General features: G+C 69.1%; 23 protein-coding genes. 10 read left to right on the forward strand and 13 right to left on the reverse strand.

The genetic code is table 11. The annotated features are described in order from the left end of the window. Positions 1-2: 2 nt before the first annotated feature. The 3 genes from SACXIDRAFT_RS00045 to SACXIDRAFT_RS00055 all read right to left on the reverse strand — a co-directional run bounded on the left by SACXIDRAFT_RS00045 (position 3) and on the right by SACXIDRAFT_RS00055 (position 4,063). Positions 3-1,202: a nitric oxide synthase oxygenase gene (locus SACXIDRAFT_RS00045; RefSeq protein WP_006236388.1), complete on the reverse strand. Its 1,200-nt coding sequence runs from the start codon at positions 1,200-1,202 to the stop codon at positions 3-5. Between the two features lie 30 nt (positions 1,203-1,232). Further along, the gene (locus SACXIDRAFT_RS00050; RefSeq protein WP_006236389.1) at positions 1,233-2,450 is read right to left on the reverse strand and encodes a cytochrome P450 family protein; all 1,218 of its coding nucleotides are present in this window, start codon (positions 2,448-2,450) and stop codon (positions 1,233-1,235) included. A 77-nt stretch (positions 2,451-2,527) separates the two neighbouring features. After that, a complete protein-coding gene (locus tag SACXIDRAFT_RS00055) occupies positions 2,528-4,063 on the reverse strand; it encodes a LuxR C-terminal-related transcriptional regulator (protein WP_006236390.1) in 1,536 nt (511 codons plus the stop codon). Between the two features lie 1,170 nt (positions 4,064-5,233). Here SACXIDRAFT_RS00055 and SACXIDRAFT_RS00060 point away from each other — a divergent pair. Further along, positions 5,234-6,733: an MDR family MFS transporter gene (locus SACXIDRAFT_RS00060; RefSeq protein WP_006236391.1), complete on the forward strand. Its 1,500-nt coding sequence runs from the start codon at positions 5,234-5,236 to the stop codon at positions 6,731-6,733. A 46-nt stretch (positions 6,734-6,779) separates the two neighbouring features. Here SACXIDRAFT_RS00060 and SACXIDRAFT_RS00065 read toward each other — a convergent pair whose 3' ends face one another. Beyond that, a complete protein-coding gene (locus SACXIDRAFT_RS00065; RefSeq protein ID WP_006236393.1) occupies positions 6,780-7,424 on the reverse strand; it encodes a dihydrofolate reductase family protein in 645 nt (214 codons plus the stop codon). 177 nt (positions 7,425-7,601) lie between these two features. On the opposite strand from SACXIDRAFT_RS00065, the gene SACXIDRAFT_RS00070 reads away from it, so the two are divergent. The 3 genes from SACXIDRAFT_RS00070 to SACXIDRAFT_RS21700 all read left to right on the forward strand — a co-directional run bounded on the left by SACXIDRAFT_RS00070 (position 7,602) and on the right by SACXIDRAFT_RS21700 (position 14,146). Further along, on the forward strand, positions 7,602-7,994 hold the full coding sequence (locus SACXIDRAFT_RS00070; RefSeq protein ID WP_006236394.1) for a hypothetical protein: 393 nt from the start codon (positions 7,602-7,604) through the stop codon (positions 7,992-7,994). A 122-nt stretch (positions 7,995-8,116) separates the two neighbouring features. After that, positions 8,117-11,068 carry a P-loop NTPase fold protein gene (locus SACXIDRAFT_RS00075; RefSeq protein WP_006236395.1) on the forward strand — a complete coding sequence of 984 codons (2,952 nt, stop codon included), beginning with the start codon at positions 8,117-8,119 and terminating at the stop codon, positions 11,066-11,068. Positions 11,069-11,197: 129 nt separating this feature from the next. Next, the gene (locus SACXIDRAFT_RS21700) at positions 11,198-14,146 is read left to right on the forward strand and encodes a M48 family metallopeptidase (protein WP_006236396.1); all 2,949 of its coding nucleotides are present in this window, start codon (positions 11,198-11,200) and stop codon (positions 14,144-14,146) included. Between the two features lie 150 nt (positions 14,147-14,296). Here SACXIDRAFT_RS21700 and SACXIDRAFT_RS00085 read toward each other — a convergent pair whose 3' ends face one another. Next, on the reverse strand, positions 14,297-15,037 hold the full coding sequence (locus SACXIDRAFT_RS00085) for a DUF1990 family protein (RefSeq protein ID WP_006236397.1): 741 nt from the start codon (positions 15,035-15,037) through the stop codon (positions 14,297-14,299). 92 nt (positions 15,038-15,129) lie between these two features. Between SACXIDRAFT_RS00085 and SACXIDRAFT_RS00090 the strand changes: the two genes are divergently transcribed. Together SACXIDRAFT_RS00090 and SACXIDRAFT_RS00095 are read left to right on the forward strand one after the other, a co-directional pair. Then, on the forward strand, positions 15,130-15,342 hold the full coding sequence (locus SACXIDRAFT_RS00090; protein ID WP_006236398.1) for a hypothetical protein: 213 nt from the start codon (positions 15,130-15,132) through the stop codon (positions 15,340-15,342). Then, positions 15,306-16,070, forward strand: coding sequence for a DUF1990 family protein (locus SACXIDRAFT_RS00095; RefSeq protein WP_408640368.1), 765 nt, complete (start codon positions 15,306-15,308; stop codon positions 16,068-16,070). Before SACXIDRAFT_RS00090 ends, SACXIDRAFT_RS00095 begins: the two co-directional genes overlap by 37 nt. A 154-nt stretch (positions 16,071-16,224) precedes the next feature. Here SACXIDRAFT_RS00095 and SACXIDRAFT_RS00100 read toward each other — a convergent pair whose 3' ends face one another. After that, positions 16,225-16,560 (reverse strand): DUF3140 domain-containing protein, encoded by a 336-nt coding sequence (locus SACXIDRAFT_RS00100; RefSeq protein ID WP_006236400.1) that lies wholly within the window; start codon positions 16,558-16,560, stop codon positions 16,225-16,227. Positions 16,561-16,598: 38 nt separating this feature from the next. Between SACXIDRAFT_RS00100 and SACXIDRAFT_RS00105 the strand changes: the two genes are divergently transcribed. From SACXIDRAFT_RS00105 to SACXIDRAFT_RS00115, 3 genes are all read left to right on the forward strand, one after another. Continuing rightward, positions 16,599-16,880, forward strand: coding sequence for a helix-turn-helix domain-containing protein (locus SACXIDRAFT_RS00105; RefSeq protein WP_006236401.1), 282 nt, complete (start codon positions 16,599-16,601; stop codon positions 16,878-16,880). Positions 16,881-16,882: 2 nt separating this feature from the next. Further along, on the forward strand, positions 16,883-17,377 hold the full coding sequence (locus SACXIDRAFT_RS00110; protein ID WP_006236402.1) for an SRPBCC family protein: 495 nt from the start codon (positions 16,883-16,885) through the stop codon (positions 17,375-17,377). Between the two features lie 185 nt (positions 17,378-17,562). Further along, complete coding sequence (locus SACXIDRAFT_RS00115; RefSeq protein ID WP_006236403.1) at positions 17,563-18,717, forward strand: erythromycin esterase family protein; 1,155 nt, start codon at positions 17,563-17,565, stop codon at positions 18,715-18,717. Positions 18,718-18,746: 29 nt separating this feature from the next. Here SACXIDRAFT_RS00115 and SACXIDRAFT_RS00120 read toward each other — a convergent pair whose 3' ends face one another. The 5 genes from SACXIDRAFT_RS00120 to SACXIDRAFT_RS21705 all read right to left on the reverse strand — a co-directional run bounded on the left by SACXIDRAFT_RS00120 (position 18,747) and on the right by SACXIDRAFT_RS21705 (position 22,474). Beyond that, positions 18,747-19,133: an ankyrin repeat domain-containing protein gene (locus SACXIDRAFT_RS00120; RefSeq protein WP_006236404.1), complete on the reverse strand. Its 387-nt coding sequence runs from the start codon at positions 19,131-19,133 to the stop codon at positions 18,747-18,749. Between the two features lie 122 nt (positions 19,134-19,255). After that, complete coding sequence (locus SACXIDRAFT_RS00125) at positions 19,256-20,719, reverse strand: catalase (protein ID WP_006236405.1); 1,464 nt, start codon at positions 20,717-20,719, stop codon at positions 19,256-19,258. A 34-nt stretch (positions 20,720-20,753) separates the two neighbouring features. Then, on the reverse strand, positions 20,754-21,179 hold the full coding sequence (locus tag SACXIDRAFT_RS00130; RefSeq protein ID WP_006236406.1) for a Fur family transcriptional regulator: 426 nt from the start codon (positions 21,177-21,179) through the stop codon (positions 20,754-20,756). A gap of 131 nt (positions 21,180-21,310) precedes the next feature. Beyond that, positions 21,311-21,859, reverse strand: a complete 549-nt coding sequence (locus tag SACXIDRAFT_RS00135) for a DUF4232 domain-containing protein (RefSeq protein WP_006236407.1) — start codon at positions 21,857-21,859, stop codon at positions 21,311-21,313. 54 nt (positions 21,860-21,913) lie between these two features. Continuing rightward, positions 21,914-22,474, reverse strand: coding sequence for a hypothetical protein (locus SACXIDRAFT_RS21705; RefSeq protein ID WP_006236408.1), 561 nt, complete (start codon positions 22,472-22,474; stop codon positions 21,914-21,916). A 377-nt stretch (positions 22,475-22,851) separates the two neighbouring features. Between SACXIDRAFT_RS21705 and SACXIDRAFT_RS00145 the strand changes: the two genes are divergently transcribed. After that, a complete protein-coding gene (locus SACXIDRAFT_RS00145) occupies positions 22,852-23,967 on the forward strand; it encodes a hypothetical protein (protein WP_006236409.1) in 1,116 nt (371 codons plus the stop codon). Positions 23,968-23,996: 29 nt separating this feature from the next. Here SACXIDRAFT_RS00145 and SACXIDRAFT_RS00150 read toward each other — a convergent pair whose 3' ends face one another. Together SACXIDRAFT_RS00150 and SACXIDRAFT_RS00155 are read right to left on the reverse strand one after the other, a co-directional pair. Next, positions 23,997-24,614 carry a hypothetical protein gene (locus tag SACXIDRAFT_RS00150; RefSeq protein ID WP_006236410.1) on the reverse strand — a complete coding sequence of 206 codons (618 nt, stop codon included), beginning with the start codon at positions 24,612-24,614 and terminating at the stop codon, positions 23,997-23,999. 246 nt (positions 24,615-24,860) lie between these two features. Beyond that, the gene (locus SACXIDRAFT_RS00155) at positions 24,861-26,381 is read right to left on the reverse strand and encodes an amino acid permease (RefSeq protein WP_006236411.1); all 1,521 of its coding nucleotides are present in this window, start codon (positions 26,379-26,381) and stop codon (positions 24,861-24,863) included. Positions 26,382-26,649: the final 268 nt, after the last annotated feature.

Consider the following 26,649-nt stretch of genomic DNA (forward strand, 5'->3'; position numbering starts at 1 on the left):
GGTCACTCCGGTCGCAGGTAGTTCGGTCGCAGGTCGGCGTCGTCGTAGTAGCGGTGGAACACCCGCGTGGCCGACCCCGAGATCGGCGGCACGATCCACGACCAGTCGGCGGGGCACATCCGGCCCGCCGCCTCCTCCCTTTCGAGGTGGGTGAGGAAGCGGTCCGACTCCGTGTGGTGGTCGGTGATCTTCACTCCGGCCGCCTCGAAGGAATGCAGCACGGCCACGTTCAGTTCCACCAGCGCGCGGTCACGCCACAACGACGTCTCGGAGCTGGTGTCCAGCCGCATCTTCGCGGCCACCGTCGGCAGCAGGTCGTAGCGTTCGGTGTCACCGAGGTTGCGCGCCCCGATCTCGGTGCCCATGTACCAGCCGTTGAACGGCGCGGCCGGATACCGCACGCCTCCGATCTCCAGCACCATGCCGGAGATGGCAGGCACGGCGTGCCAGCGAAGGCCGAGGCCCGCGAACCACGGGTAGCGCGGATGGGACAGCGCCACCTCCAGCACGGCATCCGGGGGCAGCTCGAACAACTCGATGCCGTCCCGCGGGGTCTCGATGACGAGCGGCAGCACGTCGAACCGCGTGCCCGGCCCGCGCCAGCCGTGCCGCAGCGCCAGGTCGGTGAGGTCGGCGTTGAGCGGGTCGCCGACGACGCCACCGTCCCGCTGCCGGTAACCGGCGTAGCGGATGAGCTGCTCGTTGTGGATACGCGGCCCAGGACTGCCGGGCCGGTCAGGGGCGAACACCGTGATGGTGGGCCGGATCCGCCCACCGCCACCGGCTTCCACGAGGTGCTTGGCCGACTCCGCCGCGATCCCGGCAGCGTCGCAAGTGTCACGCCTGTCGCGCACCCGCAGGCTTTTCCAGTAGAGCCTGCCGATACACCGGTTGCTGTTGCGCCACGCCACCCGCGCGCCGAACGTCAGCTCCTCGACGGTGTGGGTGTAGGTGCCCGTGCGCTCGACCTCCGCGCGGATCTCCGCCATCCGCTCGTCCGCCGACCGGCCGCGACCGTTTCCCTCACCGTGGAACAGCTCGACGAACCGCTCGGCCTCACCGAGCAGCCAGGCGGTATCCCTGGCACCGTCGTGCCGCTCGCCCGCTGCCGACACACTGTCCGGAGTGGACTCGGTGTCGGCAGCAGAGGCGGTGAGGTGGGCTGTCGCGGCGGCTCGGAGCAGTAGACTCGTGCTGAGCACAGCTCTCCTTGCCCGATCGTCCGCGCCGGATCAGGACAGCCGGATCGGCAGCGCCGTCAGCCCCCGTACCAGCAGGCTGTTGCGCCACGTGAGAGTGCTCGGCTTGCGGGCGAGGCTGAGGTTCGGGTACCGCGCCAGCAGCCTGCTCAACGCCACCTCGATCTCCACGCGCGACAGCGGAGCGCCGAGGCAGTAGTGGATACCGTGGCCGAACGCCAGGCTCCCGCCCAGCGGCCGGGTGAAGTCGAGTCGTTCCGGCTCGGGGAACTTGTCACCGTCCCGGTTGGCCGAGATCAGCGACACGAGCACGAACTGTCCCTTCGGGATGGTCGTATCGCCGATGGTCACGTCCGTGGCCGTGGAACGCAGGGTGGCGACGTTGACGGGGCCGTCGAACCGAAGCAGCTCGTCCACCGCGTTCGGCATCAGTGAAGGGTCGGCCTTCAGTTCGGCCAGCTTGTCGGGGTGTTCCAGCAACGCCAGCACCGCGTTGCCCACCATGCTCGCCGTTGTCTCGTAGCCCGCCACGAACATCAGCGCACAGGTCGAGACCAGCTCACGATCGGTGAGCCTGTCGCCGTCGTCCCGCGCGTTGATCAACGCGGTGATCAGGTCGTCAGCCGGATCGGCCCGCTTGGCCTCGATGACCCCCACCAGGTACTCGTCCACCGCGCGCACCGCCTCGTTCATGCGGGCGGGGTCGTTGGTGGTGAAGATGGTCTCGGTCCAGCGGCGGAAGGCGTCCTCATCGGCGGGCGGGATGCCGAGCAGCCTGCACGTGACGGCCATCGACATCGGGAAGGACACCCGGCGCAGCAGGTCGATCTCCTGCTCGCCCGCGAGCGTGTCGAGCAGGCCGTCCACGATCCTGGTGATCTCGGGGCGCAGCGACTCCACCCTCCTGCGGGTGAACGCCTTCGCCGACAGCTCGCGCAGCCGGGTGTGGTCGGGCGGGTCGGCGAAGAGCATGTGCTTGGTGAGGATGTCGGTGTAGCCCTCGTGCGCCGAGATACCGGTGTTCTGCTGCGCGAAGATGTCGGGCACGCCGTCGAAGGTCTTCGTGAACCGTGCGTCCGACAGAGCTGCCTTGGCTTCCTCGTAGCGGGCGATCACCCAGACGTCGATCCCGTCAGGCGTTCGCATCGGATGCACGGGGCCTTCGGCACGGAGGCGCTCGTAGACCTCGTACGGATCCTGGAAGAACGACATGTCGAGGACGTCGCGGCTCGGGTTCGCAGCGGTCGTCATTCGCACACACCTCTCTGTCACCCGCAAAGTCGGTCCCGAGCCTAGAGTTTCCGGAACGGGTTCTGCCATAACGGAAACTAGTTACGCCCGCCTGCCGCCACAGCCAGATCCGTGGTCTCCGCGAGCGTCATGACTCTCGCGACAGCGGATCGCGATCGGACCCGCAGCTTGCGAAGTATCCGTCCAACGTGGACTTGAACGGTGTTGAGCTTGATGTCGAGGACACTGGCGATCTGCTGGTTCGAACTTCCCTCCGCGATCAGGCGCGCCACCTGTTTCTCCCGTGGGGAAAGACTGCCGACGACGGTGCGGACGGCACGCTCGGCCTCGGCCGTGACCTCGGCCGCCGTCTGCGCGCTCGTGCGGAGCAGGCGCACGTGGTCGGCCGCCGCGGTCGCCGCGCACGACCGGTACAGCTCTTCGGCCCGCGCGAACGCCTCGAGCGAGTCGGACGTCCTTCCCAGCCTGCCCTGCACTGTGCCCAGCAGCGACAACGCCGCCGCCTCGCCGAGCCGGGCGCCTGCCCGCTCGAACGCCATGCGCGCCGTGTCCGCAGCAGGCCGCGCCGAGGCGGGGTCGGACCGGGACAGCGCCTCGGCCCTCGCCAGATGCGCCCAGCCGAGCGGATGATCGTGGTACTGCGTGCTCGTGGACGCCATGGCCAGCTCGCTCCAGCGTTCGGCCTCGGCCTGGTTTCCGAGCTCGGCATCGGCGGCGGCCAGCGCGGCCAGGAGCCTCGCTCTCGACATCGCGGGCGCCAGTGGTAGCGATCGGCCTCCTGCCGCGTCGATCAGCTGGTCGCGGCCTTCCCTGGGCCGTCCCGTGGCGATCAGGCTCAGGCCGAGCACCATGCCCACCGCCGCGAAGCGCGGGTGCGCCCCCGCCTCCCGGCGAGCTTCCTCGGCCAGTTCGCGACTCCGCGCGGGATCGCCCGATTCGAACGCGATCGCGCTCTGCGCGGCGAGGACGAGCCCCCGGCACACCGGCGTGCCGCGCCCTTCCGCGGTCTCGCGGGCCCGGTGCACATGCCTGATCGCGTCGCCGAGTCTGCCGTCCTCGCGCGACGTGGCACCGAGCAGGACGCGGAAGAGGATCGTGCGATCGAGGTCGAAGGCGGCCTCGGCGATGCGCAGTCCGCGCCGCTGATGTGCTTGCGCCTCTCGCAGCCTGCGCAGTTGCATCTCGACCCACGACAGGTCGGCGAGCGTGGACAGCATCCTCCGCGCGGCGGCGTCGTCGAGCGTGTCCAGGTAGGCGGCCACCTCGTCGGCATGCTCGGCCGCCTTGCGCAGATCGCCGGTCCAGCAACAAGCCACCGCGACCGACGTGCCCGCCTCAGCGAGCGACACCGGATCGCCCCACGACTCCGCGCAGGCGTAGGCGGCCTTGGCGTAGCACGACTGGGTCTCGAAGTCGTTCTCCCTGCCGTAGCAGGCGGCCGCCTCGATCAGCAGTGGCAGCGCGGCGGGGGCGTGAGGCCCCACGCGCACCAGTTCGCTGTTCAGCTCGGCGAGCCGGTGTCCCGGCGCGCTGAGCTGGGCCCGCAGCACCGTGTCGAAGTCACCTTCCGGCGTCTCGGGCACGTAGGCCGCGAAGGGGAACACCTGGGACATCAAGGCTCACCGATCCTCGTCCACCGTTCGACAATACTCGACCCCCGCCTTCCCAACATATACACAAAGAGCAGGGGACGAACCCAGGTCTCAGCGAATTCTCAATGCCCGGAGCACCGGGAGAAAGGAAACTTCGTATTAACGCGAGAACCGGGGACGGACAGTGCCGAAAAAGAGAGACTTCGATGGTCTCGATCGCCTCATGGGCAGCTTTTCGCATGGCCGCTCGAACCCTAGCCATCCCCGCCACGGACCGTCAACCGGCCGTAACGGTGGACCCGTTCCCGGATCGGGACGATCACCCGCCTTTGGTCCGGACGGCGCAATCCGGACTGGACCGATCTGGTCGATCATGCTCCTGACGGCGTGGGGCGATCGGCGCAATCCCCGTCGCCGCACCCAGGCACCGCAGCTGTCCAGCCACGGAGAAAATCACTCGAATGGCCCAGCAGCGTGCTCGTTCACCCCGATGGCGACCCTGCCGGACGGGGGTCGCCGCGCGGCGCTCGCGCGATGCCGCCGTCCCTCGACCCGCCGTCGCCGGAAGCGCACGAGAGCCCTGAGCGACGTCCGCCCTCGGGCCGGCTTCGCTCACGCGGGCCGCGCGCCGCATTCGAATGACGACAAAGGTGATACGAATTCGAATCCCTTCTCCGGGGGGAACTCGACGCACTCCTTTCAGGAACAACCGGACAGGCACGACGCAAGGACTCCAAAGCGCCGGAAGCACGTCCCGCTCAGCCCGAGTTCAACTGTTTTCCGACGCGCTTTCGAGATAGTCTCCGCCCGCCGGAAGATTCGAGCTCGCGGACATTCTCCGCCCGTCGCCCGAACTGTCAGCGCGACTCCATGACGGCCGCTGTTTCCGCCCGTCGGCCCGGCAGGCGTCGCGGAGCCGTCCCGGCATCCCGGCCCAGGTGAGCGCCGGAGCGGCCCCACCGGTGGCCTTCCGGGAACGACACCGTCGTCCGACAGTGCATGACCTTCCGGACAGGTGCCGTTCGCCGAACGAGAACACCTCACCCAGCAGGCGAGAAAGACATCGCCCTTGCGATCCCGCGCCGCTAGGCTGACCCGTCGGGAAGCCACCATCGCGACAGAGCCGTCCCGTTCTCGTGCCTTCCACCGATTCCGACGCGACATCCACCTGCCAGCGAGGTTGCCACTCCCATGATCGATAGCGTGCATGCCGACCAGACGGCGTCCGGCACCGAAGGGTCCACACCTCGAAGCGGTCCCTTGATCGCTGTGCTGGTCGTCTCGGCCTTCGTCATGATCCTCAACGAGACGATTCTGAGTGTCGCGCTGCGTGATCTGACCGTCGAGTTGGGAGTCGCGACCACCACCGTGCAGTGGTTGACCAGCGGGTTCCTGCTCACCATGGCGGTCGTCATCCCCACAACGGGCTTCCTGCTCGAACGCTTCACCCCCCGGCAGATCTTCCTCGCCTCGCTGAGTATGTTCAGCGCGGGCACGCTGCTCAGCGCGCTCGCCCCCGGCTTCGAGATGCTGCTGGCCGGTCGTGTGGTGCAGGCCTGCGGCACGGCGGTGATGCTCCCGCTGCTGATGACCTCGGTGATGCGATTGGTGCCGCTCGACCGGCGCGGAGCCATGATGGGCACGATCACCATCGTCATCGCCGTCGCGCCCGCCGTCGGTCCCACCATCGGCGGAGCGCTGCTCTCCTCGCTGGGGTGGCGCTGGATGTTCTGGCTCGTGCTGCCGCTCGCGCTGTGCGCGCTGGCCGTGGGCGCGGCGTGGTTCCGCCTCGACAGCCACACCAGGCGCGTGCCGCTCGATTTGGTGTCGGTGATCCTGTCCGCCATCGGCTTCGGTGGGCTGCTCTACGGCCTCGCCTCGATCGGTGAGTCGGGAGGCGGGACGCACGCACTCCCACCGTGGGTACCCATCGCGGCCGGGGCGCTGTCGCTCGCCGTGTTCACCGTGCGGCAGCTTCGTCTGCAACGCGACGACCGCGCGCTGCTCGACCTGCGGCCGTTCACCTACCGCAGCTTCGCGGTGGGGCTGACGTTGACCGGGCTGTTGTTCATCTGCCTCCTCGGCGTCGCCTCGATCATGCTGCCGCTCTACCTCCAGACGGTGCTGGGCACCAGCACGTTCGTCAGCGGGCTCGCCGTCCTGCCCGGTGGCCTGATCCTCGGTCTTCTCGGCAGGCCCGTCGGCGCCCTGTACGACCGGGTCGGCCCCCGGCCGCTGGTGGTTCCGGGTGCCGTGGCGATGGCGGTCGCGCTCTGGTTGTTCACCACGCTCGGCCCGGCGTCACCGCTGGTGTTCGTGATCGCCATCCATGTCCTGCTCATGTCCGGGCTCGCTTTGATGATGACTCCGCTTATGACGGAGTCGCTCGGTGTGCTGCCCGAGCATCTGCATTCGCACGGCAGCGCGATTCTGTCCACCCTGCAACAGGTCGCGGGGGCTTTGGGCACCGCCGTGTTCGTCACCGTCGCCGCCGTGGGCAGTGCCGAGAACGCGCTCAGTCCCGATGTTGACGGCCTGCGCGCGGCGTTCGTCACCGCCGGATGCGTCGGCACACTCGCCGTGGTCACGTCACTGTTCCTGCGCCGTCGTCCCGCCGAGAACGACGAGGTCGCCGACAGCGCCGAGGCCCCCGAAGTGACAGCGGTGGCCGGCCCCAGCGCGTCAGCATGAGGCCCGCCTCTGCGGGCTCGGCCGACGACGCCGAGCCCGCAGGAGTTCACCTCCTCCAGAACAGGTGGTGGGTCACGCCGCTCGGGCTCGGGACGACGTCGAGATGGAACCGGTCGAGCAGCTCCTGCGGGGATTCCCAGAGCCGTAGCCCGGTTCCGAGCCTCACCGGCGACACCGCCACATGCAGCGTGTCCACCAGGTCGGCGTCGAGGAACTGCCGGATGGTGCTCACCCCTCCACCGAGCCGCACATCCAAGCCTTGCGCCGCTTCCTTCGCCTGTTCCAACACCCTGGCCGGGTCACCCCCGACGAAGTGGAACGTGGTGTCGGACAGCGTGAACGAGGGCCGCTCGTGGTGGGTGAGGACGAAGACCGGGGTGCGAAACGGGGGTTCGGCTCCCCACCAGCCACGCCACTCGTGGTCGCGCCACGGCCCGCGCTGCGGCCCGAACTTGTTGCGGCCCATGATCTCCGCGCCGATGCCGTGCGCGAAGTCCCGGGTGAAGTAGTCGTCGAGACCCCTCGTGCCTCCCGGCTCGGTGCGGTTCGGCCAGCTCGCCGTCGCTCCGCACCAGGCGAAGAGGCTCCCCGCTCCGGGGTGGCCGAAGGGACTGTCCATGGTCTGGTCCTCACCGGCGCCGATGCCGTCGGCGGAGACGGTGAAGTTCTGCACCCTCAATAATTGAGTCACGGGTCCTCCTGTGTTGGCCTACCCCGGGGCAGACAGCCGGGGCAGGGCGAACTCATCGCAGGGTGCCTGCAACCGGGTCCGCGCGACACTCACCCGGCGTCCACGGCAGCCCCACTACTCTTGATCACGGGGCTTCGACGTGCCCTGCGACGGCGAAGGACTGGGGAAGGAATCCGCATGGCGACCTGGGGCGATCTCGTGGCCTATGTCCGCGCGAGCTACGACGTGATCCGCGACGAGGACGACGAGCTCAGGGTGCGGATCTCCTACGACGACCGGCGGGCACAGGTCGTGGTCATCGCCAGGGAGGTGCTCGACCGCAAGGAGGAGTGGGTGCAGATCGCGACGCCGTTCGCGCGCATCGACCAGGTCGATCTTCAGGAGGTCCTCGCCGAGATCGGCAACACGATCGTGGTCGGCGGCGCGGCGCTCATGGGCGAACATCTGGTACTGCGGCACTCGCTTCCCCTGGTCAACCTCGACATCAACGAGTTCGTCGATCCACTCGAACTCGTCACCGGCTCCGCCGAACTCCTCGAAGAACAGTTCACCGGACGCGACGACTACTGATCCCTGCCGCCACACGCCCCGCCGGCTGCCGTCGAGAAGGTCATCTCGGTGAAAACCCGGGCGCCCTTTCGCGGAACCGAGCAGACTGGTCCTCCTGACGGCGTAGTGCGGTGGGAGGCGCGATGGCTTCGTCGGCGGTGGACGACGGCGCGGAGGAACACAGCGGGTCACCGTTCCCTCGTGCCGAGCGCGGCCCGGTGCGCGGCGGCGGGTTCGGTGTCGCCGAGGCGCTGGCCCCGGGAGGACGCCGGCAGCTCGCCGACACCGAGCTCTCCGTGGTGCGCACCAGCGAGCCGTGGAACCTCGGCATCGACGCCATCGTGGTGTCCGTCGGTTCCATGCTCGGTGAACTCGCCGACGCCACCCGGGAGGTGTTCCCCGGCGCCGTCTGGGACCGGATCCGGTTCGAGGACATCACCCCGGAGCGGCCCGGTTCGCTCGACCTGCCCCGCGTGTCCGATTCAGCGACCCCGCTCAGGGTTGCCGTGCTGGCCACCGCGCACGAGAACGGCCTCGGCCGCCCCTCGCTGAGCGCCATCGGCACGGCGGCTGGTGCCGCCGTCCATCTCGCCGCCGACCTGGGCGCCACCGTGCTCGGGATGCCGCTGCTCGGCGCCGGGGCACTCGCCTTCGACCCGGCCACGGTGGCGCAGGTGATCGTTCCGGCCGCCGTGGCCGCGTTCGACGACGTGCGCGGGACGGCGCTGCGGCGAATCGTGTTCTTCGACCGGACTCGCGGCGGCGAAGCCGCGTTGCTCGCCGCGCTGAACCACGCGCCCACAGCGGACACCGGCGCACAACCGCGCGACCCCGACAAGATCGTCAGCGAACCGCACGACGTGGGGCAGGACTACTCCACCGACGAACTGGCCGGGGGCGTGTGCACCGACCGGGTGGACCCGGGCGTCGGCATACCGCTGTCCCACGACCGGCTCGGAGTCACGCCCTACGTGTCGATGGTGGCTACGGTGATCGCCGACCGGACGACGTCGTTGCCGGTGTCGGTCGGCGTCTTCGGCGAGTGGGGTTCCGGCAAGAGCTACTTCATGGGCCTGCTGAGGGAGCAGATCGACACCCTGGCCGGGTCGGGCGAGAGTTACTGCCGCGAGATCGTCCAGATCGGGTTCAACGCCTGGCACTACGCCGACAGCAACCTGTGGGCCAGCCTCGGTGACGAGATCTTCCGTCAGCTCGCGGGTCCGGGGCCCGGCAACGCGGAGCGCCGTGAACGCATCCGCGCCGAACTCGGCGAGCGGCTCGAACAGCTCAGAGAGGTCAGGGCGGCCACAGAGCAGGCGAGGGCGGCAGCCGCCGCACTGCAATCCGATGTGGACAGAGCGGATGCGGATCGGAGAACGAGAGCGCGCGATCTCGTCGCCGCGCTGAGGCAGTCACGGGCCCTCGGGCGCATGACGGAGCGACTGTGGCAGCGACTCGGGATCAGCGACGCCGTCGAGCAGGGGAACCTGCTCGCCGACGAGCTTCGTGGAACGTTGACGGAGGCCGACGCTCTGCGCCGCGCTCCCCGCCATCGCTGGGGAAGGATCGTCCTCGCCGGGTCGGTGGTGTTGCTGGCGCTCGGTGCTGTCGCGGCCCTCGTCGTGCCGCCTGCCGCGTGGCAGTGGCTTTCGGTCGCCGCCGCGGCGGTCACAGCGGCGGCGGGTGTCGCACTGGCCGTCGTGCGGCGTGCCAGGGAGGGAGTCCGGACGCTGCGGGAACTCGGCGACGACCTGCGCACCGGTCTCGACCAGGCGAGACGTGAGCAGATCACGCCGGAGGTGAGGAATCAGCTCGACGCGCTGCGGAAGGCGGAGGCCGAGCAACGGGTGGCCGAGGCGCAGCTCGACGACGTCGTCGCCAGGGTCGGGGAGCTCGGACGGCAGCTGACCGAGCTGACGCCGGGCAACCACCTGTACACGTTCCTCGCCGAGCGGGCGCGCAGCGACTCCTACCGGGGCAACCTGGGGTTGATCTCCACGATCCGGAAGGACTTCGAGCAGCTCGTCGAGCTGATGCGGGACTGGCGCGCCCACGGCGAGGACGGCGGGCGCAGGCCGATCGACCGCATCGTCCTCTACATCGACGACCTCGACCGGTGCAGCGCCCGACAGGTCGTCGATGTGCTGCAAGCCGTGCACCTGTTGCTGGCCATGGACCTGTTCGTCGTCGTGGTCGGTGTCGATCCGCGCTGGCTGCTGAGTTCGCTGCGCAGCCATTACGACTCGACTCTCGGCGGCGCCGTGGAAGGCAGGGCCGCTCCCGAGGACTACCTCGAAAAGATCATCGGCATTCCCATCGCGCTGCCGGGCCTTTCCCGCGGGCACCTTCACGGGATGCTGCGCTCTATCCTCGACGACACCGGGGTGAGCCCCCGGCGCGCCACCGGCACCGGCGCCGCGACCTCCTTCACGACCGGGCCGCCTGCCGCACCGGCCGCAGCCGGGCAAGCCGTGACCGGACTCGACATCGAGACCGGCTCGGAGGTGGGCGAGCAGAGGAACCCTGCGCGGCGGACGGCTGTCCCCCGGCCGCTCACCGATCCGGAAATCGACCTGCTGGCCGCGTCGGACACGCTCATCACCACCCCGAGGCAGGCCAAACGGCTGTTCAACCTGTACCGGATGGTGCGGGCGACCCGTGACCTCTCCGAGGCGTCCCGGTTTCTCGGTGACGGCGAGCGGCCGGGGGAATATCAGGCCGTCGTCGTGCTCCTCGCCGTGCTGACCGCGCAGGCGCGGCTCTTCGACCGGCTGCTCGACACGCCACCCGACGTCGCGCGCGGAGTCGGCGGCGGGTTGCTTCATCGTGGCCCGGCCCAACGCTGGGCCGAGTTCCTCGACGACGTGCGGCCCTCCGCCGACGACAGGGGCCGGTGGCACAACGGCATCGTCGGCACCCTCACCGGCAGCGACTCGGACAACGCGGCACGTTCCTGGAAGCGGCTGCACCTGGGCTTGACCCGGCTGTCGGAGCACGTGACGTTCACCGAGCTCGCCCCGTTGCGGACGTGGGTTCCGGTGATCCGCCGGTTCTCCTACCTTCCCCTCGGCCACCGGGACGGGCTCGCGGAGTGACGTCCCGCAGCCCGGCCTCGCGGCCAGGGCGCTGGGCCGAACGGGTGTCGCGGGGCCGCACGGCGGCGAACCGCCTCGCACCGCGGACACACTGACATCCTCGCCAGACCACAGCAGGAAGGGGAGTCGGTGGACACCTCGGTGCCTGACGGCGACACCGGCCGGCGCCCCTCGGACACCTCGCCGGGTGCGCAGCTCGACGAGCGCGTTCTCGGCGCGGGCACGACCCTGCGGTTCGCGCTGTTGGTGGCGTTGATCGTCGCGGCGAGCACGCTCATGCTCCTCTACGTCGGTATGGCCCTGTCCGCCTACGACGGTTTCGGGTGCTCGCTCGCCGCCGGGATCGATCCACTCACCACCACACCGTCGCAGGTGATCGCCAGGCGCTCTCTCCAGTGGGAGGCCTACTACGACTGCACTCTCCGGTTCGCCGCCCCGCTCCCGTTGTGGGTCACGACCATCTATCTGCTCGTCCTCGCCGGGTTGACGGGCGTGCTGTTCCTGCTGTTGCCGGTGTGGAAGGCGAGAGGGGGCAGGGTGGTGCCGCTGGAGGCCGTCGATCCCGATGGCACGCTGCACGTGCTGGTGGCCGACCTCGCGGCGACGGCAGGGTTACGGTCACCGCCGAGGGTGGTGGTCGATCCCGCGGCGGTGTCGTCGGCCGGTGCGGTGGTCTTCGGCCGTAACCGCAGGCCCACGATGTGCCTGCACGCCGGGTTGCTCATCCGCAGACACACCGACCCCGAGGGTTTCCGCGCCGTGGTGCTACACGAGCTGGCGCACATCCGCAACGGCGACATCACCGTCACCTACCTCACCGTCGCGTTGTGGCGCGTGTTCGCCGCGCTGGTCCTCCCGCCGTTCCTCGGCTGGGCCGCCCTGCGCTACGCCGTGTCGTCGGACGATCTGGTGTGGTCGAGCGAGGCACCCGTCGTCACCCGTGGCCTTGTGCTCGCTGGGCTCATGGTCGTACTCGTGCACCTGGCACGGGCGGACGTGTTGCGCAGTCGCGAAATCTACGCCGATCGCACCGCCTTGCGGTGGGGTGCCGATCCAGGTGGATGGGTTTTCCCAGGTCCGGACCCGGCCGAGCGGACTGCGGAGCGGGTGTACGGCCGGTTCGCCGAACTGTGGCGCACCCATCCTCGCTGGGCGACGCGGCGCGCGGCACTGCGCGATCCCTCGGCGTTGTTCGGCGCGCGGGCACTGCCGATGTTCCTCACCGGCGCCACCGCCGCAGTCGTCAACACCCATGTCACGTTCTTCCTCACCCAATACGTGCTGCTCAGCGGCTGGATGCAGCAGGCTGCGGCGATGGCGACGGCCGCACTGGTGGCCGGTGTCGTCGGTGTGGCGCTGTGGCGCGCGGTCGTCCACGCACTGCTGACGTCCCGGCGAGTGCCGTCCGGCCTTCGGGCCGGGTTGTGGCTGGGACTCGGTCTGACGGCAGGCGGTCTCGCCGCCGGTCAGGGCACGGTCAACGAGTGGCTACCGGTGCGGCCGGAGGCGTTCGCGCTGGTGGTGCTGGTGTCCGTGGCGTTCGCGTGGTGGGTCACGCAGTGCGCGATGCTGTGGACGCCGGTGTGGCCACATCGGACATTGCGGCCGGTGCTGATACTGACCCTCGTCGCGGGCTGCGTCGTTCTGTCGGTGTGGTTCGTGTGGTGGCAGACCCAGGGTGTCGCGCTGGCCGCGGGCTGGTCGCCGCTGAGCTGGTGGCCGACCTTGGCCGAGGCGAGAGACACCCTGGTGTCGGGCTTCGCGGGGCGGGCGCTCGACGGCCCGGTGGAGCTGTCGGCCGTCGATGCGGCGTTCACCGTGCTGATGGCCATGCTGAGCGGCACCGTCGGCATCCCGCTCGCCTTGGTGGCGGTGGCCGTGCTGTGGGTGGTGCCGCTGCTTGCGTGGGCGATCCGGCCTGCCACCTCGGCGCCTGCCTGGGTCCGCAACGCGGTTCCGCAGCACGAGCGGACACCGCTGGAGATCAACCTCCCGCCGTTGCGCAGGGTGCTGCTGCCGGGCGTGCTCGGTGGACTGGTCGCCTGGGCAGCGGCGGTGGCTGTCACCGCGGCGCTGTGGGATCACCTGGAGGACGAACCGGACCCCGCCGACCTTGTCATGACCTACCTCGTCGGCCATGTGCTGGCCGTCGTGGTGCCTGCCGCCGCCTCGGCGATCGTGACGGGCCTGTGCGTGTCTCGGCATCGCGCGCTGTCGTCGCTCGTCTCCGCGCAGACGGCGGTTCTCGTGGGCAGCATGGGTGTGTTCGTGGTCAGGGCCACGGAGGGCTGCCTGCCGCTCGGCGACCCGCCGGACAGTGTGTGCACGTGGCGGCCCGGCGTGTTCCCGCAGATCCACAGCCAGGTCCTGGTGCCGGCGCTCTGGCTCGCGACGGCTGCCGCAGCGATCACGACGCTCGCGGTGGCGTTGCTACGACGGCGGTCGTCGCCGGATCGCCCTCTGGTGGGCGCCGTGCCATCGCGGGGCGTCGGCGGGCCACGCACTCGCCGTGCCGTCGTGCTCGTGCTCGCGGCAGCCGGGTTCGCGCCCGCGGCCTACCAGGTCGTTCAGCTCGCCCCCGCGCACAGCCGCGTTCCCGACGCGGCCTTCGTGCAGGCGTCCGCGCGGGAGAAACGGCCCGTCGTGGCCGACGCACCCGTGTCGGAGGAGATCAAGGCACTCCAGGTGGACTACTGGCTCGCTCTCGGCGGCGACGATCTGCTCGACCACTTCTCCGTCGTGCGTGAGGACCTTTTCGCCGCCGTCACCGAGTACGTGAACGCCGGGGGCTCCGGTGTCACCGCCGAGCTGCGCACCGTCCGGCCGCTGTGCGCCGACCTCGCCACGGTCGCCCACGACGCCGCCCGGTACTTCCACGTCCCCGACCCCGACGGACACCAGCTGTGGCAACAGTTCGTCACCACGGCCAGGCAGGGCGGGCAAGGGTGTCTCGACGCGCTCGACGCGGGCAGGGCGGAGGACTTCGACGCCTCGATGCGCACGCTCGCCGACGCGCAGGCGACCGGTGACCGGCTCGACGACCGCATCGACACACTCCGCGACCGTGGCGGCCGGTGACGGCGTGGCAGGGCTGAACGTGTTGCCGGGCAAGCCCGGTTCTCCCGGCTACCCCTCCGAGTGTGGATCTGTTCACCGGCACCACGAAACCCTCAGGCTCCGCATGGCCCGCAGGCCGAGCGAGCCGGATGGCCCGAAGGCCGTGCGTCGTCAACCCGGCGCCGCCCTGCCGCTCACGGCGAGCGGGGTCACTCCCCAGGCGGCCTCGTCGAGCCTGCGCGTGTCGATGTGAATGCCGCCGGCCAGCCGCCCACCAGAGGTCTTCACGGCGGCGAGGCAAAAGCGCACCCACATGTTGAGCTGCACCTCCTTCGCCAGCCGCAGCCGCGAATACAGGACGTGCACGAGCCTGCTGGCCGACCTCGCCCACAGCTCGATCTCGAACACCAGGTCGTCGCCGTCCTCGCGGGCACGGAACCACACCTGCCCGGCTTCCAGGTGACCGCGCAGCGTGATCAGGTGCAGGGACGTGGCGTCGCGATGCGCCACGCGGACGGGCCCGTTCCACGGCCCGGGCATCTCCACCAGCAGCTCGTCGCCGACGTCGAGGCCCGACACCGCCACCGTGTCGGCGCGGATGTCCACCACCTCGGTGGGCACGAAGTGTTTGAAGTCGCGCACGACACGGTCGGCGAGCCGGTCGGCGCTGAGGGTGGCGTCCGCGATCCGCACCAGAAACCGGCGATGGAACAGAGGCCCGTAGCCGTCGGCGGAGAGTTGCGCGCGGTCGTCCACCACCTCCGGCGGCACCGGCGGCGGGGTATCGCGTTCGTCGCCCCGGCACTCGCTTCGGTGCAGGGGTGTGGTCTCCCACAGGTAGCGCCACGTGACGAGCACAGTGCCCAGCAGCCACCGCGCGACGACGGCCACCGCCCTGCGAGGTCGCTCCATCCGTGCCCTCCAGGTCGGTAGCCGGTGCGAAACGGGTACTGACTCCTCATACCCGCGCGCACGCGCGCCGACACGAACGAGGGGAGGCGCTCATGGTAGTCCGGCTACTGCACAGGGCGGGGCTGCGCAGCACCCATGCCCAGGTCACCTCGCTGGCCACGATCGCACTCTGCGTGGGGCTGTGGGTGCGCGCCAAGACGGTGGACCAGACCCAGCGCGGCAACGCCGAGCGAAGGGCACTGTTCGTGGGCCTGTGGCCGCCGATGATATGGCTGATCGGGGACGCGCTGAAGGACCACGAGTGACTCTGGCGCAGAACCGGGTTTTCGGCAGGCTCGACGTCGTGCGCGCGTGGGCGGACCTCGCCGACGCGGGCGTCAACTACTCGCAGGCCGAGGTGCGCCGCCCCGGGTGGAACATCGACACGCACCGCAGCGGGCTTCCCGCCGAGCGACCGGGAGGGCCGGAGCCGGGAGGGCCGTGGGAGCTGGCGTGCGCGCTGGTGCGCGACTACGACTTCACTCCCCCGGAGATCGTCCGCGCGGTGTACGACCCACAGGGACCGTTGCTCGGCCGGAATCTGCTGCTGCAAGCCCGGTTCCACCTGATGCACTTCTTCTGCGGTGTGCGCGTCACCGAGGTACTCGACGAGTCGCGCGACAACGGCGACCGCGTCTGGGGCTGGGCGTACGAGACGCTCGACGGTCACCTCGAACGCGGCAAGGTCACCTACGAGGTGATCAAGCACCAGCGTTCGGGAGAGGTGGAGTTCGTGGCGTCCAGCTACTCACAGGGCGCTCCGACCCTGGACCGTGTCACGTTGCTGGGCTGGCGGCTGTTCGGCCGCCGCACGCAACTGCGCTTCTACCGCCGCTGCGGCGAGCGGCTGCGCGAGTTCGTCAGGGCGCAGTCCCGCGGTGAGGAGGTCTTTCCCGGCCCCCGGCTGCGGGCCGGGCACCTGGTGTGTGCGCCGAAGGACGCCACCCCTCACCGCTGGGATGCCCTGGCCCTGCACCGCGTCGCACCGGGCTGACGCGGGGTGCGCCTTTCGGTGGGGCTGCCGTTGAGCGCGGCCTGGTCCATTAGCGGGTCGGCCCTCCAACAACGTCACCCCCAGCCCGGCCAATCCCTCCAGCACGGTAGCCGCAGCGGAGTGAACCCTCCACCTGGTCGGACCCCCTGCGGCGTCAGTCCTTCAGCGGGTCGTGGCCCCAGTTCATCAGCGAGTACCGCCACGGCGTGTCCGTCACGTCGCCGTCGGGCCGCTGCGCGAGGTGCCTGCGCACGTAGCCCACCACCTTGCGCATGTGGGCGGCGTCGTCCTCGCCGAGGTCGGCCCTGTCCGCTCGCAGCAGGCGCACGATCCGGCGTCCCGAGCGGTGTCCCGTTGATTCGCTGCCCGCGCTCTTGTCGCCGACGCCGTGCGACTCGGGCGTGGCGAGCCAGCGCTCCAGCTCCTCGGCCGTCATATTCACGGCGTCGTTCCAGTCGTCCCAGATCGCGTCCACCGCGTCGGCGCCCACGGGCAACTCCCTCCTTGTCGGGTGCGGGGGTTGGCGTGATGTCGTCCGGTGCCTACCCCGGAAGCCGCTCACACACTCCTGGCGCGGCCGGTCTTGCGCTCGCCGCCCGGTACGATATGAGTTTCGCCGCGGTGCAAAAGCACGTCGCCGTGCTGGAACGCGCGGCGCTCGTGGTTAAGCGGCGTCGGGGCAGGGAACAAATCGTGCACGGCAACCCGGACACCCTGCGCAAGGCCGCGCGCCTGTTCGACGCGTACGAGGCGTCGTGGCGGCACCGCGTCGCGGCCATCGACACACTCGTCTCCGACGACAGGAGCTGATCATGCCGATCATCAGCGTCCACAACGACCCCGACACCCTGACCCTCACGTTCGTCGCCGAGTTCCCGGCCGACGTCGAGCGGATCTGGCGGGTCTGGGAGGACCCGCGCCAGCTCGAACGCTGGTGGGGTCCGCCGACGTGGCCTGCGACGTTCGAGCAGCACGACTTCACCGTCGGCGGCCGTTCCCGGTATCACATGACAGGCCCCGACGGCGGCAGGTCGAACGCCTGGTGGCGGATCACCGCCATCGACGCCCCGCACCGCCTCGAATTCGACGACGGCTTCGCCGACGACAACGGTGAACCCGCCCCCGGCATGCCGTCGGTCCGCTGTGTCGTGACCCTGGAACCCACCCGTTCCGGCACCCGCATGACCACGGTCTCGCACTTCGCGGACACCGACCAGATGGAACAACTGCTCTCGATGGGCATGGAGGAAGGCATGCGCGAGGCCATGTCGCAAATCGACAGACTGCTCATCCCCACGGCGGGATGAGCCGGGCAGCCTCGGTCTCACCAAGCGGGGGTCAGGCGTCCGCGTAGGGAAACGTGCGTGGCCCGACCGCCGCAGCGAAGCGGCGTCTCGACCCGCTTCACAGGAGAGTTGAGGGTTGCCCACCGTCGTTCCTGGCCGGCTTCGGAGAGGTCCCCACGTGAGTTTCAACGATACGATTGAAACACATGACCCAGGACATTCGAGACCTTCTCCCCTCCTCCACCGGCCTGCTGGCGCTCGGTGAACCGACGCACGGGGAACCCGCCTTCGGCTGGATTCGCAACGACGTCTTCGCCCGGCTGATCGACCACGGTTTCCGGTCGATCGCGCTGGAGATCGACCGGGTCGGCGCGTTCGTCGTCAACGACTTCGTCCACGATGGACTCGGTAATCTCGACGAGGCGATGAGTGCGTTCTCCCACGACTTCGGCAATCTGGCCCCCATCCGGCAGCTGGTCGCCTGGATGCGCGGCTACAACGCAAAGCGGCCACGGGAACAGCGGCTCACCTTCCACGGATTCGACGGGGCCCTTGAGACGTTCAGCGCGCCGAGTCCCCGGCCCTATCTCGAACAAGCCCGCGATTATCTGGGGCTCGACCTCGACATCGCGAGCCTGACCGGCGAGGACGAGCGGTGGAGTCGCGCGGAGGCGGTGCTCGACGCCGCCGCCTCACCCGGCGCCACGGCCGAGGCGGATCGGTTGCGCGCGATCGCCGACGACCTGTTCACCTCACTCCACGCACGCGCGCCCGAGCTGATCGCCACAACGTCACACGCCCGCTGGGTGCGGGTGAGAACGCACCTCACCGCGGGGATCGGTCTGCTGCGCTACCATGCGCAGTCGGCACGTCCCGGCGATCAGAGCACCCGCGTCTCGCGCCTGGCGGCCACGCGGGACGCGCTCATGGCGCACAATCTCCTGGACATTCGCGGCTTCGAAGCGCGGCGCGGCGCCACCCTCGTGTGCGCGCACAACCAGCATCTTCAGAAGGGAGGCAGCGTCATCACCACGCCGGATCTGAATCTCACGTGGTTCGGCGCGGGGTCCATTGTGAACTCGCTTGCCCCCGAGCCCTACACTTTCGTCGCGGGCAGTCTCGGCCGCAGTGAGACGTTAGGGATCGCCGACCCGGAGCCCGGTACCTACGAAAGCCTCTTCCACGAGCATATCGGCACCTGGGGTTTCGTGCCGAACCCGGCAGACGCCCACGCCCGCGTCCGCACCGGCATCACTCCCCAGCAGGGCTACGTACCCCTCGACGCGGCAACGCTCGACGGCGCCGACGCCGTCCTGCACATTCACGACAGTACGGCCGTCCGTGCTCCCGGAGCGGCGTGACGGCAGGCGGGCGGACTCCCGCAGAGAAGTCATCCGGCCAGCAAGTATTCCCTACCGAACAGCACGGCCGCGGCACGCGCCGACGGGGTTCCGGAGTCGAGGTCCGCACCCGCCTCCCGTAACGCGGCCACGACCTCGTCCGCGCCCTTGAACAGCGCACCGGCGATGGGCGCCTGATCGCGGTCGTTGCGCAGATCGGGATCAGCGCCCCGGTCGAGCAGCGCACGCACGGTGTCGGCGTGGCCGTGGTAGGCGGCGAGCATGAGCAGCGTGTTCCCCGCCGGATCGGCCGTGTTCACCGGCAGCCCATGGTCGAGGAATTCCACGAGTTGCGCCGTGTCGCCCTCGCGGGCCAGATCCGCCGCGAGCGCCACGACCCGCTCGACCTGCTCGGGGGTGAGGCCGCTTTCGCTCATTCCCATCTCTCCTGAGAACCTCCGGTGCGGACACCGCCCCGCGCTCAACGGCCCGGGGCGGTGTCCACACGGTCAAACACACTGTCCACAGTGTCCACCCACTGTGGACAGGGGTCAGCCGATCAGAGCTGGCCCGCCTGCAGCGCCTCGATCGCCTTGCGGACGCCCTCGCCATAGGCGGGGTCGGCCTTGGTGCAGTTGGCGATGTGCCGCTCGATGGTCGCCTCGGAGGCGCCGTTGATGGCACGCGCGGTGTTGGCGAACAGGGCCTGCTGCTGCTCCGGCGTCATGTTGCGGAACAGAATGCCCGGCTGCTCGTAGTAGTTGTCGTCGTCCTCGCGATAGTTGAACCGGTCGGCCACCGACCCCACGGCGAGGCTCGGCTCGCGGTAAGCGGGCTGCTCCTGCCAGCGACCGTAGGAGTTGGGCTCGATGCCCGGCGTGGCGCCCTGGTTGCCGTCCACCCGCATCGCACCGTCGCGGTGGTAGGAGTTGACCGGGCAGCGCGGCTGGTTCACCGGGATCTGGTGGTGGTTGACACCGAGCCGGTAACGCTGGGCGTCACCGTAGGAGAAGAGCCTGCCCTGAAGCATCTTGTCCGGCGAGAAACCGATGCCCGGCACCACGTTGGCCGGGGTGAAGGCGGCCTGCTCCACCTCGGCGAAGTAGTTGGCGGGGTTGCGGTTGAGCTCCCACTCGCCGACCTCGATGAGCGGGTAGTCCTTCTTGGACCAGACCTTGGTGAGGTCGAACGGGTGGTAACGGTAGGTCTCGGCCTCGTGCTCCGGCATGACCTGGATGTAGAGCTTCCACTTCGGGAAGTCGCCGCGCTCGATGGCGTCGAACAGGTCACGCTGGTGCGACTCGCGGTCCTTGCCGATCAGTGCCTCGGCCTCGGCGTCGGTCAGGTTCTTGATGCCCTGCTGGGTGCGGTGGTGGAACTTGACCCAGAACCGCTCGCCCTCGGCATTGACCATGCTGTAGGTGTGGGAACCGAAACCGTGCATGTGCCGGTACGAGGCGGGAATGCCCCGGTCGGACATCACGATCGTCACCTGGTGCAGCGCCTCGGGCAGATTGGTCCAGAAGTCCCAGTTGTTCTCCGGGTCACGCATGTTGGTGCGCGGGTCGCGCTTCACGGCGTGGTTGAGGTCGGGGAACTTCAGCGGGTCGCGGAAGAAGAAGACCGGCGTGTTGTTGCCGACGAGGTCCCAGTTGCCCTCCTCGGTGTAGAACTTGACGGCGAAGCCGCGGATGTCGCGCTCGGCGTCGGCCGCGCCGCGCTCACCGGCGACGGTCGAGAACCGGACGAACAGGTCGGTCTTCTTGCCGACCTCGGAGAAGATCTTCGCGCTGGTGTAGCGGGTGATGTCGTTGGTCACGGTGAACGTGCCGTACGCGCCGGAGCCCTTCGCGTGCATGCGGCGCTCCGGGATGACCTCGCGGTCGAAGTGCGCGAGCTTCTCCAGGAACCACACGTCCTGAAGCAGCATCGGGCCGCGCGGACCCGCCGTGAGCGAGTTCTGGTTGTCGGGAACCGGCGCGCCTGCGACGGTGGTCAGCGGCCTCTGGTTGTTCTCAGGCAAAGCACACTCCTCGTCGGATTCTCTTGGAAGGTGATCACTCATCGCCCGCGAGGCAGGCGGGGCAGGTGCCCCAGAAGGTCACCTCGGCTTCATCGACCGCGAACCCGTCCGGGTTCTCGACGTGAAGACACGGTGCCTCGCCCACCACGCAGTTGACGTCGGTAATGGAACCGCATTCGCGGCAAACCAGGTGGTGATGGTTGTCCCCCACCCGGGTCTCGAACCGTGCTGGTGACCCGGCCGGTTCGATGCGGCGGACCAGACCGGCGTCGGTCAGTGCGCGCAGCACGTCGTAGACCGCTTGCGTGGACACCGAGCCCAGCTCGCGGCGGACGGCCGTCGCGATCGTGTCGGTGTCCGAGTGGGGGTTGGCCGCGACCATCGTCAGCACGGCGACCCTGGGACGGGTCACCCGCAGTGCTGCCTCCCGCAGGAGAGCGGGAGCGTCGATGATTGCCACGGCCGAAGCCAATCAGCTTTTCTGGAATAAGTCAAATTAGCGCTCGGAGGTGCGCTGCCACCTGCGGCGATGCGGGGACGGGCGGGCTCAGTGGTGCGACCACGCGGAGCACACCATTCGTGACCGGGGCTCTACCGGTGCCACGCGCGCACGCCGAGCGTGCCTGTGCTGCCCACGTCGATATGGAGCCCGCTGGGGTCGTCCGCGGCCTCCACCGGCTGCCACGGCCGCCCCTCGGCAGGGGCGATCGACAGCGACTCACCGACGCCCGGCGCGCCGGCCTCGGTGACCGTGTTGCGCCACATCAGCCGCGTCGTCGCCGTCTCACCGGGCCGCAGTGTCAGCGGCTCCGGTGGCGTGTCGAACCCCTCGACGGTCGCGATGCCCGCTGAACCGTGCGCGACCTCCACGTCGAGCGGCTCGCCGACGGTGTCGAGCACCCGCACCAGTGGATAGCCGTCGAGGTGGTACTCGTCCCGGCCGCAGTTGGTGAGATGGAGTGCGAGGACCCGCAAGCCCGAGGCCGCCTCCGACAGTCCTGCCTCGACCCGCACGCCACTGTCCGGGCACGCCGCTTCCGCCGTCGGCTCAGGGGCCGGTGGCGGAGCGGGCGGGTCCGGCTCCGCGGCACAGGCGGTGGCGACGAGCAGGGCCGGCAACACGAATCCCCAACGCTTCACCGCCTCATCCTCCCGCACCGCGGTCTCGTGCCGTCACGCGATGTCCGTGCGACGTCAGTGCGGAGGCAGTTCGCGCTGGGCACGGGCGATCGTGTCCCTCACCTGCCGCACGTTGTCGATCTCGATCAGTTCGGGGACGAACTCCATGCGGCGCTTCCGGTTGCCCTCCCTCATCAACTCCTGAAGAAGGGTCGGCTGCCCGAACCTGATCGTGCCCACGGTGCCGGACTCCGAGACGACCAGCGGCGGGGGAAGTGATCGAAGGTAGGCACTGTTCACTCGCTGTCCGAGCAGGGGGCGCGACACCACGATGACGCGCCGGTCGGTCACCGTGTAGGTGGTGGTGCGCAGCTCCCGCCTCCTCACCACGAACCTTCCCGCGAGCAGATGCGTCACCATCAGCCCGACCAGCACGAGAAACGGAACCATCACAACGTTCCCTGCGCGGTCGTCACGGAGAATGGGAACGATCGCATTGGAGACGAACATGATCACGGCGAAGGCACTGAGCGGGAGGATGACTCTGTCCGTTCTGGACAGAACCGGAAAGCGGGTCGGCATACCGGTCCACAGGAGCCGTTCGCCCGGATACAGGTCGGCGAGTTCGCTGGCCATCAGGAGATGATCTGGTACCGGCGCAGCCAGGATAACCCGTTGAATACGGATGTGTCCGAGTTGTGATTGTGATCGCCGCTCGCCGGCGACATCCGGTCCCCGCGAGAGACGACCACGATCACCGCACTCCGCTATTCGCCTGCCGGGTCGGCGAAGGTCACCCACCGCTCGCGGACCGCGCAAGCCCTTCGATAGGTCGGTGCCGTCCAGCTCGTGCGCGCCGATCGGGTCTTCCGACGGTGTTGGTCCGACCAGGTCGGGCTGGACAGCGCGCCAGGCACGCGGCGAGACGCGATGTGGGCCGTTCGTGCGGCCTTGGTCGGCAACCGCGTGAACACCGGTGACGCGCGCGTCGCTCGTGGGCCACCGTGAGGCTCATGGACCGCCTACTGGATCAGCTCGCGCGACGGCTGCTCATCCAGTGCCGCCCGTCGCAGGCCGAGGCACTCGCCGAGATCGCCGCCGCCCACGACAGTGGTCTGGTCATCACCGGAGCAACCCCGGAATCCACCGTTCAGACACTGCGTCGCAGGGGCTTCGACGGCCCCATCCTCTGCGACGCCAACCGGTACGCGGGACGGCGCAGGGTCAGCGCCCGGCGCGGCATCCACCCCGCGTGGTGCAGGCGGCAACAGGCTCTCGGCCTGGTCGCGCTCACCGACTCCGGCTATCTCGAAGCGCGGGACTGGCAGGGCCTTCGCACGATCCTGCGCGCGGCGGCGACGCAACGGGGGGCCGTCGTCGCCATGCTGCCCCTGTCGGCGCGATGGTTCGCCACCCGCGCGGTGAGCGACGCCCTCGCAGGCGAAGTGAACACCTACGGCGTTCCCGTCGCGGTGGCCGTCGAACATCCCGCGGACCCGTTCGGAGTCCAGTACGTGCTCCGCCACTTCCTCGGCCTGGTCAGGGCGACCACCGTGCCGGTGCTGTTGCTGCGCTGCGACGTCTCCGCGATCGGCGCCCTGTGCCACGGGGTGCACGCCGCCGCCATCGGCACCACGAGCGGGCTCCGCCACCTCTATCCCCTGCTGACGGGCGGCAGGCCGCGTTTTGCCGGGGTTTCGGTCTTCGTCCGGCATCTGCTCAGCTATCACCGGCTCGACACATGCGACACGGTGCTCGCCGGCACTCCCGACAGCAGTCAGTTCTGGCTCTGCGACTGTGACATCTGCGGAGGCACGACACCTGCGCGGCTCCGCGCGGCGGACGATCCCCGCACCGTGGCGTTGCACCATTCGCTGCACGCCCAGCTCCTGCTGCACCGCGAGATCTTCGGGCGGCCACGCACCCCCGACCAGCTCGTAAGCTCCTGGCACGAGACATGCAGCCACGCCCTGTTCGTCCATCGGCAGGTGGCCGACCACGTCGGCCGCTGGCACACCCCGCTCCACCTCAAGACCTGGTACGCCGTCACCGACGATCCCCTGAACCGCGCCGACATCCCCCGGCAGCCAGCGCGAAGGCTCCACCCCTCGCCGCAGCCGTCGGACTGACGTGTCGCGGTGCCCTCCACCGGCCGGAATCAGCGACTGGAGGCGTCCAGGTCGAGCGCGGCAAGCACATGCTCGAGAAGAGCATCGGAGGCGAACTCCGAGACCCAGGCGGCGAATCGGCGGGTGTGCTCGGCCAACGCCTTGTCGCTCACACCGCTCACACCGCTGACATCGCTGACATCGCTGGCATCACTGGCGTTACTGACGTCACTGGCATCGCTGACATCACCGAGTGGCGTGAGCCCGAGGTTCTGCCGCAACCACACGCGGTACCTCTGGCGCTCGCAGGCGAGACGAGCACGGTCATCAGGGTCGTCAGGCTCGACGGCGAGCAGGCGGAGAAGTTCACGCACATCGTTCGCCTTAACCCGGAGATCGCCCTCATCGCCGAAGAAGATGACGGGAAGCGTGGCGAGGTCGGTGCGGTCGTCGCAGCGCCACAAGGCGTAGTACGAGCCGGAGGACGTCGCATACGCGAAGGGAACCAGCCGATCCAGGTAGGCGTCCGGCGCCTCGCCACAGAACCAGTCGAGTTCGTCGTTGTAGGTGAACAGTTCGAATCCGGGTGCGAAGGAACGCCCTCCAAGACTGTCCTGAAAATCCTTGAGCGCGTTCAGTTCGGGCACGGGCGAGTACGAGCCGCTCATGAGTACTCCTTCGACGGCGACGCTGATCGGGTAGTAGACGATCCGCCGACCTGCTCGTCCCGCCCCGAAAAACTCGCACCGGGCCGGTTCCGCGCGGTGGAGCGGTGAGTGGGTCCGGGAAACCCTACCGAGCGAACACCAGACACCCTCTACCGCCCACTCCCCCGTGAAAACGACGGTGCGGCGGGCCGGACATTGAGATCCGGCCCGCCGCACACCACGACAATCATCAGTCCGAAAAGGACATCACTCCGTTGTCGCGCTCGCCTCCGACTCCTCCCGCTGCCTCTTGCCGAGCAACGAATTCCGCTTGCTGTAGACGAAGTAGACGAGCACACCGAGCGCCATCCACACCAGGAACCGCAGCCACGTCAGCACGGTCAGGTTCAGCATCAGCCACAGGCACGCGGCGATCGCCAGGATCGGCACCAACGGAACCCACGGGACCCGGAAGCCGCGCTTGAGGTCCGGCCGCTTCTTCCTCAGCACCAGCACACCGGCCGACACCAGGATGAACGCGAACAGGGTGCCGACGTTGACCATCTCCTCCAGCTTGCCCGCGTCGAAGAACGTGGCCGCCACGGCCACGACGATGCCGACGAGCACGTTGACGCGCACCGGGGTGCCACGGGAGCCGGTCTTGGCGAGTTTGCGCGGCAACAGGCCGTCGCGCGCCATCGCGAACAGCACTCGCTGCTGGCCGAGCATCAGCACCATGACCACGGTGGTGAGACCGGCGAGCGCGCCGACGGAAATGATGTTCGCCGCCCAATCGACACCGTGGAACGAGAAGGCGGTCGCCAGCGTCTTGCGGCCCTCCGGATCGGCATCGGTGGCCAGCTTCTCGTAGGGCACCATCCCGGCGACGACGAGCGACGTGGCCACGTACAGGACGGTGACGATCGCCAGGGAGCCGAGGATGCCGCGCGGCACGTTGCGCTGCGGGTTGCGGGTCTCCTCCGCGGTCGTGGCGACGACGTCGAAACCAATGAAGGCGAAGAACACCAGCGACGCACCGGCCAGCAGACCGAACGCACCGTAGACGCTGCCGGAACCACCGGCGAGCACGGAGAACAGCGACTGCTCCACGCCGGTGCCCGCGTCGCCAGCCTCGGACGCAGGCGGGATGAACGGCGTGTAGTTGTCCGGGCTGATGTAGGCGATTCCCATGAAGATGACGAAGAGAATGATCACAACCTTCAACGCCGTGATCACGAGGCTGAACCGCGACGACAGCTTCGTGCCGAGGGTCAGCAAAGTGGCCAGGACGACGATCAGCAGCAGCGATCCCCAGTCAACCCCGATGCCACCGATCTCCACGGTCGTGGCGACCCCCGCACCGAAGAGGGTCACCAGCACCTCTTGCAGGTAGACCGACCATCCCTTGGCGACGGCGGCGGCAGCGACCGAGAACTCCAGCACGAGATCCCAGCCGATGATCCACGCGAGGAACTCGCCGAACGTCGCATACGAGAACGTGTACGCGCTGCCCGCGACGGGCACGGTGGAGGCGAATTCGGCGTAACACAGCGCCGCGAGCGCACAGGCGACACCCGCGAAGACGAACGCGAGCGCCACCGAGGGGCCCGAGATGTCGCCCGCGGTCCGCGCGGTCAGGGTGAAGATACCGGCGCCGATCATCACGGCGACACCGAAGACCATCAGGTCCCACGCGCCGAGGTTCCGCCGGAGCCGCGTATCTGGCTCGTCGGTGTCTGCGATCGATTGCTCGACGGATTTCGTCCGCCAGATACCGTTGCCCGGCACGGTTTCCTCCTTGAAACGCCTGGGTTGCAGGGTTGGGGGCAAACCTAACCCCTTGCAGTGGGCGGCGCCAGGATCAACTGGTGATCTCGGCGGCCTGTCCGGCTGACAAGTGTGGCCTATGCAATTCCGCCCTCACATCGGGTGCCCCGCTGCACGGAAAGTGACGGAATGACTACGGAGCGCGGTGCCGTTGACTGTCCTGATAGGTCTGTCAACGAACCCGATTCATGGAAGAGCCGTTTCAGCGAACCCAACGACAGCGAGCCGA

The sequence above is a fragment of the Saccharomonospora xinjiangensis XJ-54 genome, from assembly GCF_000258175.1.
Classification (GTDB): Bacteria; Actinomycetota; Actinomycetes; order Mycobacteriales; family Pseudonocardiaceae; genus Saccharomonospora; species Saccharomonospora xinjiangensis.

Coding starts and splice junctions, on each gene's coding strand:
- SACXIDRAFT_RS00120 (WP_006236404.1), bottom strand. CDS start 19,133: ATGAGCGAAAGCGGCCTCACCCCCGAGCAGGTCGAGCGGGTCGTGGCG.
- SACXIDRAFT_RS00110 (WP_006236402.1), top strand. CDS start 16,883: ATGCCGATCATCAGCGTCCACAACGACCCCGACACCCTGACCCTCACG.
- SACXIDRAFT_RS00150 (WP_006236410.1), bottom strand. CDS start 24,614: ATGAGCGGCTCGTACTCGCCCGTGCCCGAACTGAACGCGCTCAAGGAT.
- SACXIDRAFT_RS21705 (WP_006236408.1), bottom strand. CDS start 22,474: ATGGCCAGCGAACTCGCCGACCTGTATCCGGGCGAACGGCTCCTGTGG.
- SACXIDRAFT_RS00055 (WP_006236390.1), bottom strand. CDS start 4,063: ATGTCCCAGGTGTTCCCCTTCGCGGCCTACGTGCCCGAGACGCCGGAA.
- SACXIDRAFT_RS00060 (WP_006236391.1), top strand. CDS start 5,234: ATGATCGATAGCGTGCATGCCGACCAGACGGCGTCCGGCACCGAAGGG.
- SACXIDRAFT_RS00145 (WP_006236409.1), top strand. CDS start 22,852: ATGGACCGCCTACTGGATCAGCTCGCGCGACGGCTGCTCATCCAGTGC.
- SACXIDRAFT_RS00085 (WP_006236397.1), bottom strand. CDS start 15,037: ATGGAGCGACCTCGCAGGGCGGTGGCCGTCGTCGCGCGGTGGCTGCTG.
- SACXIDRAFT_RS00075 (WP_006236395.1), top strand. CDS start 8,117: ATGGCTTCGTCGGCGGTGGACGACGGCGCGGAGGAACACAGCGGGTCA.
- SACXIDRAFT_RS00090 (WP_006236398.1), top strand. CDS start 15,130: ATGGTAGTCCGGCTACTGCACAGGGCGGGGCTGCGCAGCACCCATGCC.
- SACXIDRAFT_RS00115 (WP_006236403.1), top strand. CDS start 17,563: ATGACCCAGGACATTCGAGACCTTCTCCCCTCCTCCACCGGCCTGCTG.
- SACXIDRAFT_RS00105 (WP_006236401.1), top strand. CDS start 16,599: ATGTCGTCCGGTGCCTACCCCGGAAGCCGCTCACACACTCCTGGCGCG.
- SACXIDRAFT_RS00070 (WP_006236394.1), top strand. CDS start 7,602: ATGGCGACCTGGGGCGATCTCGTGGCCTATGTCCGCGCGAGCTACGAC.
- SACXIDRAFT_RS00050 (WP_006236389.1), bottom strand. CDS start 2,450: ATGACGACCGCTGCGAACCCGAGCCGCGACGTCCTCGACATGTCGTTC.
- SACXIDRAFT_RS00095 (WP_408640368.1), top strand. CDS start 15,306: ATGGCTGATCGGGGACGCGCTGAAGGACCACGAGTGACTCTGGCGCAG.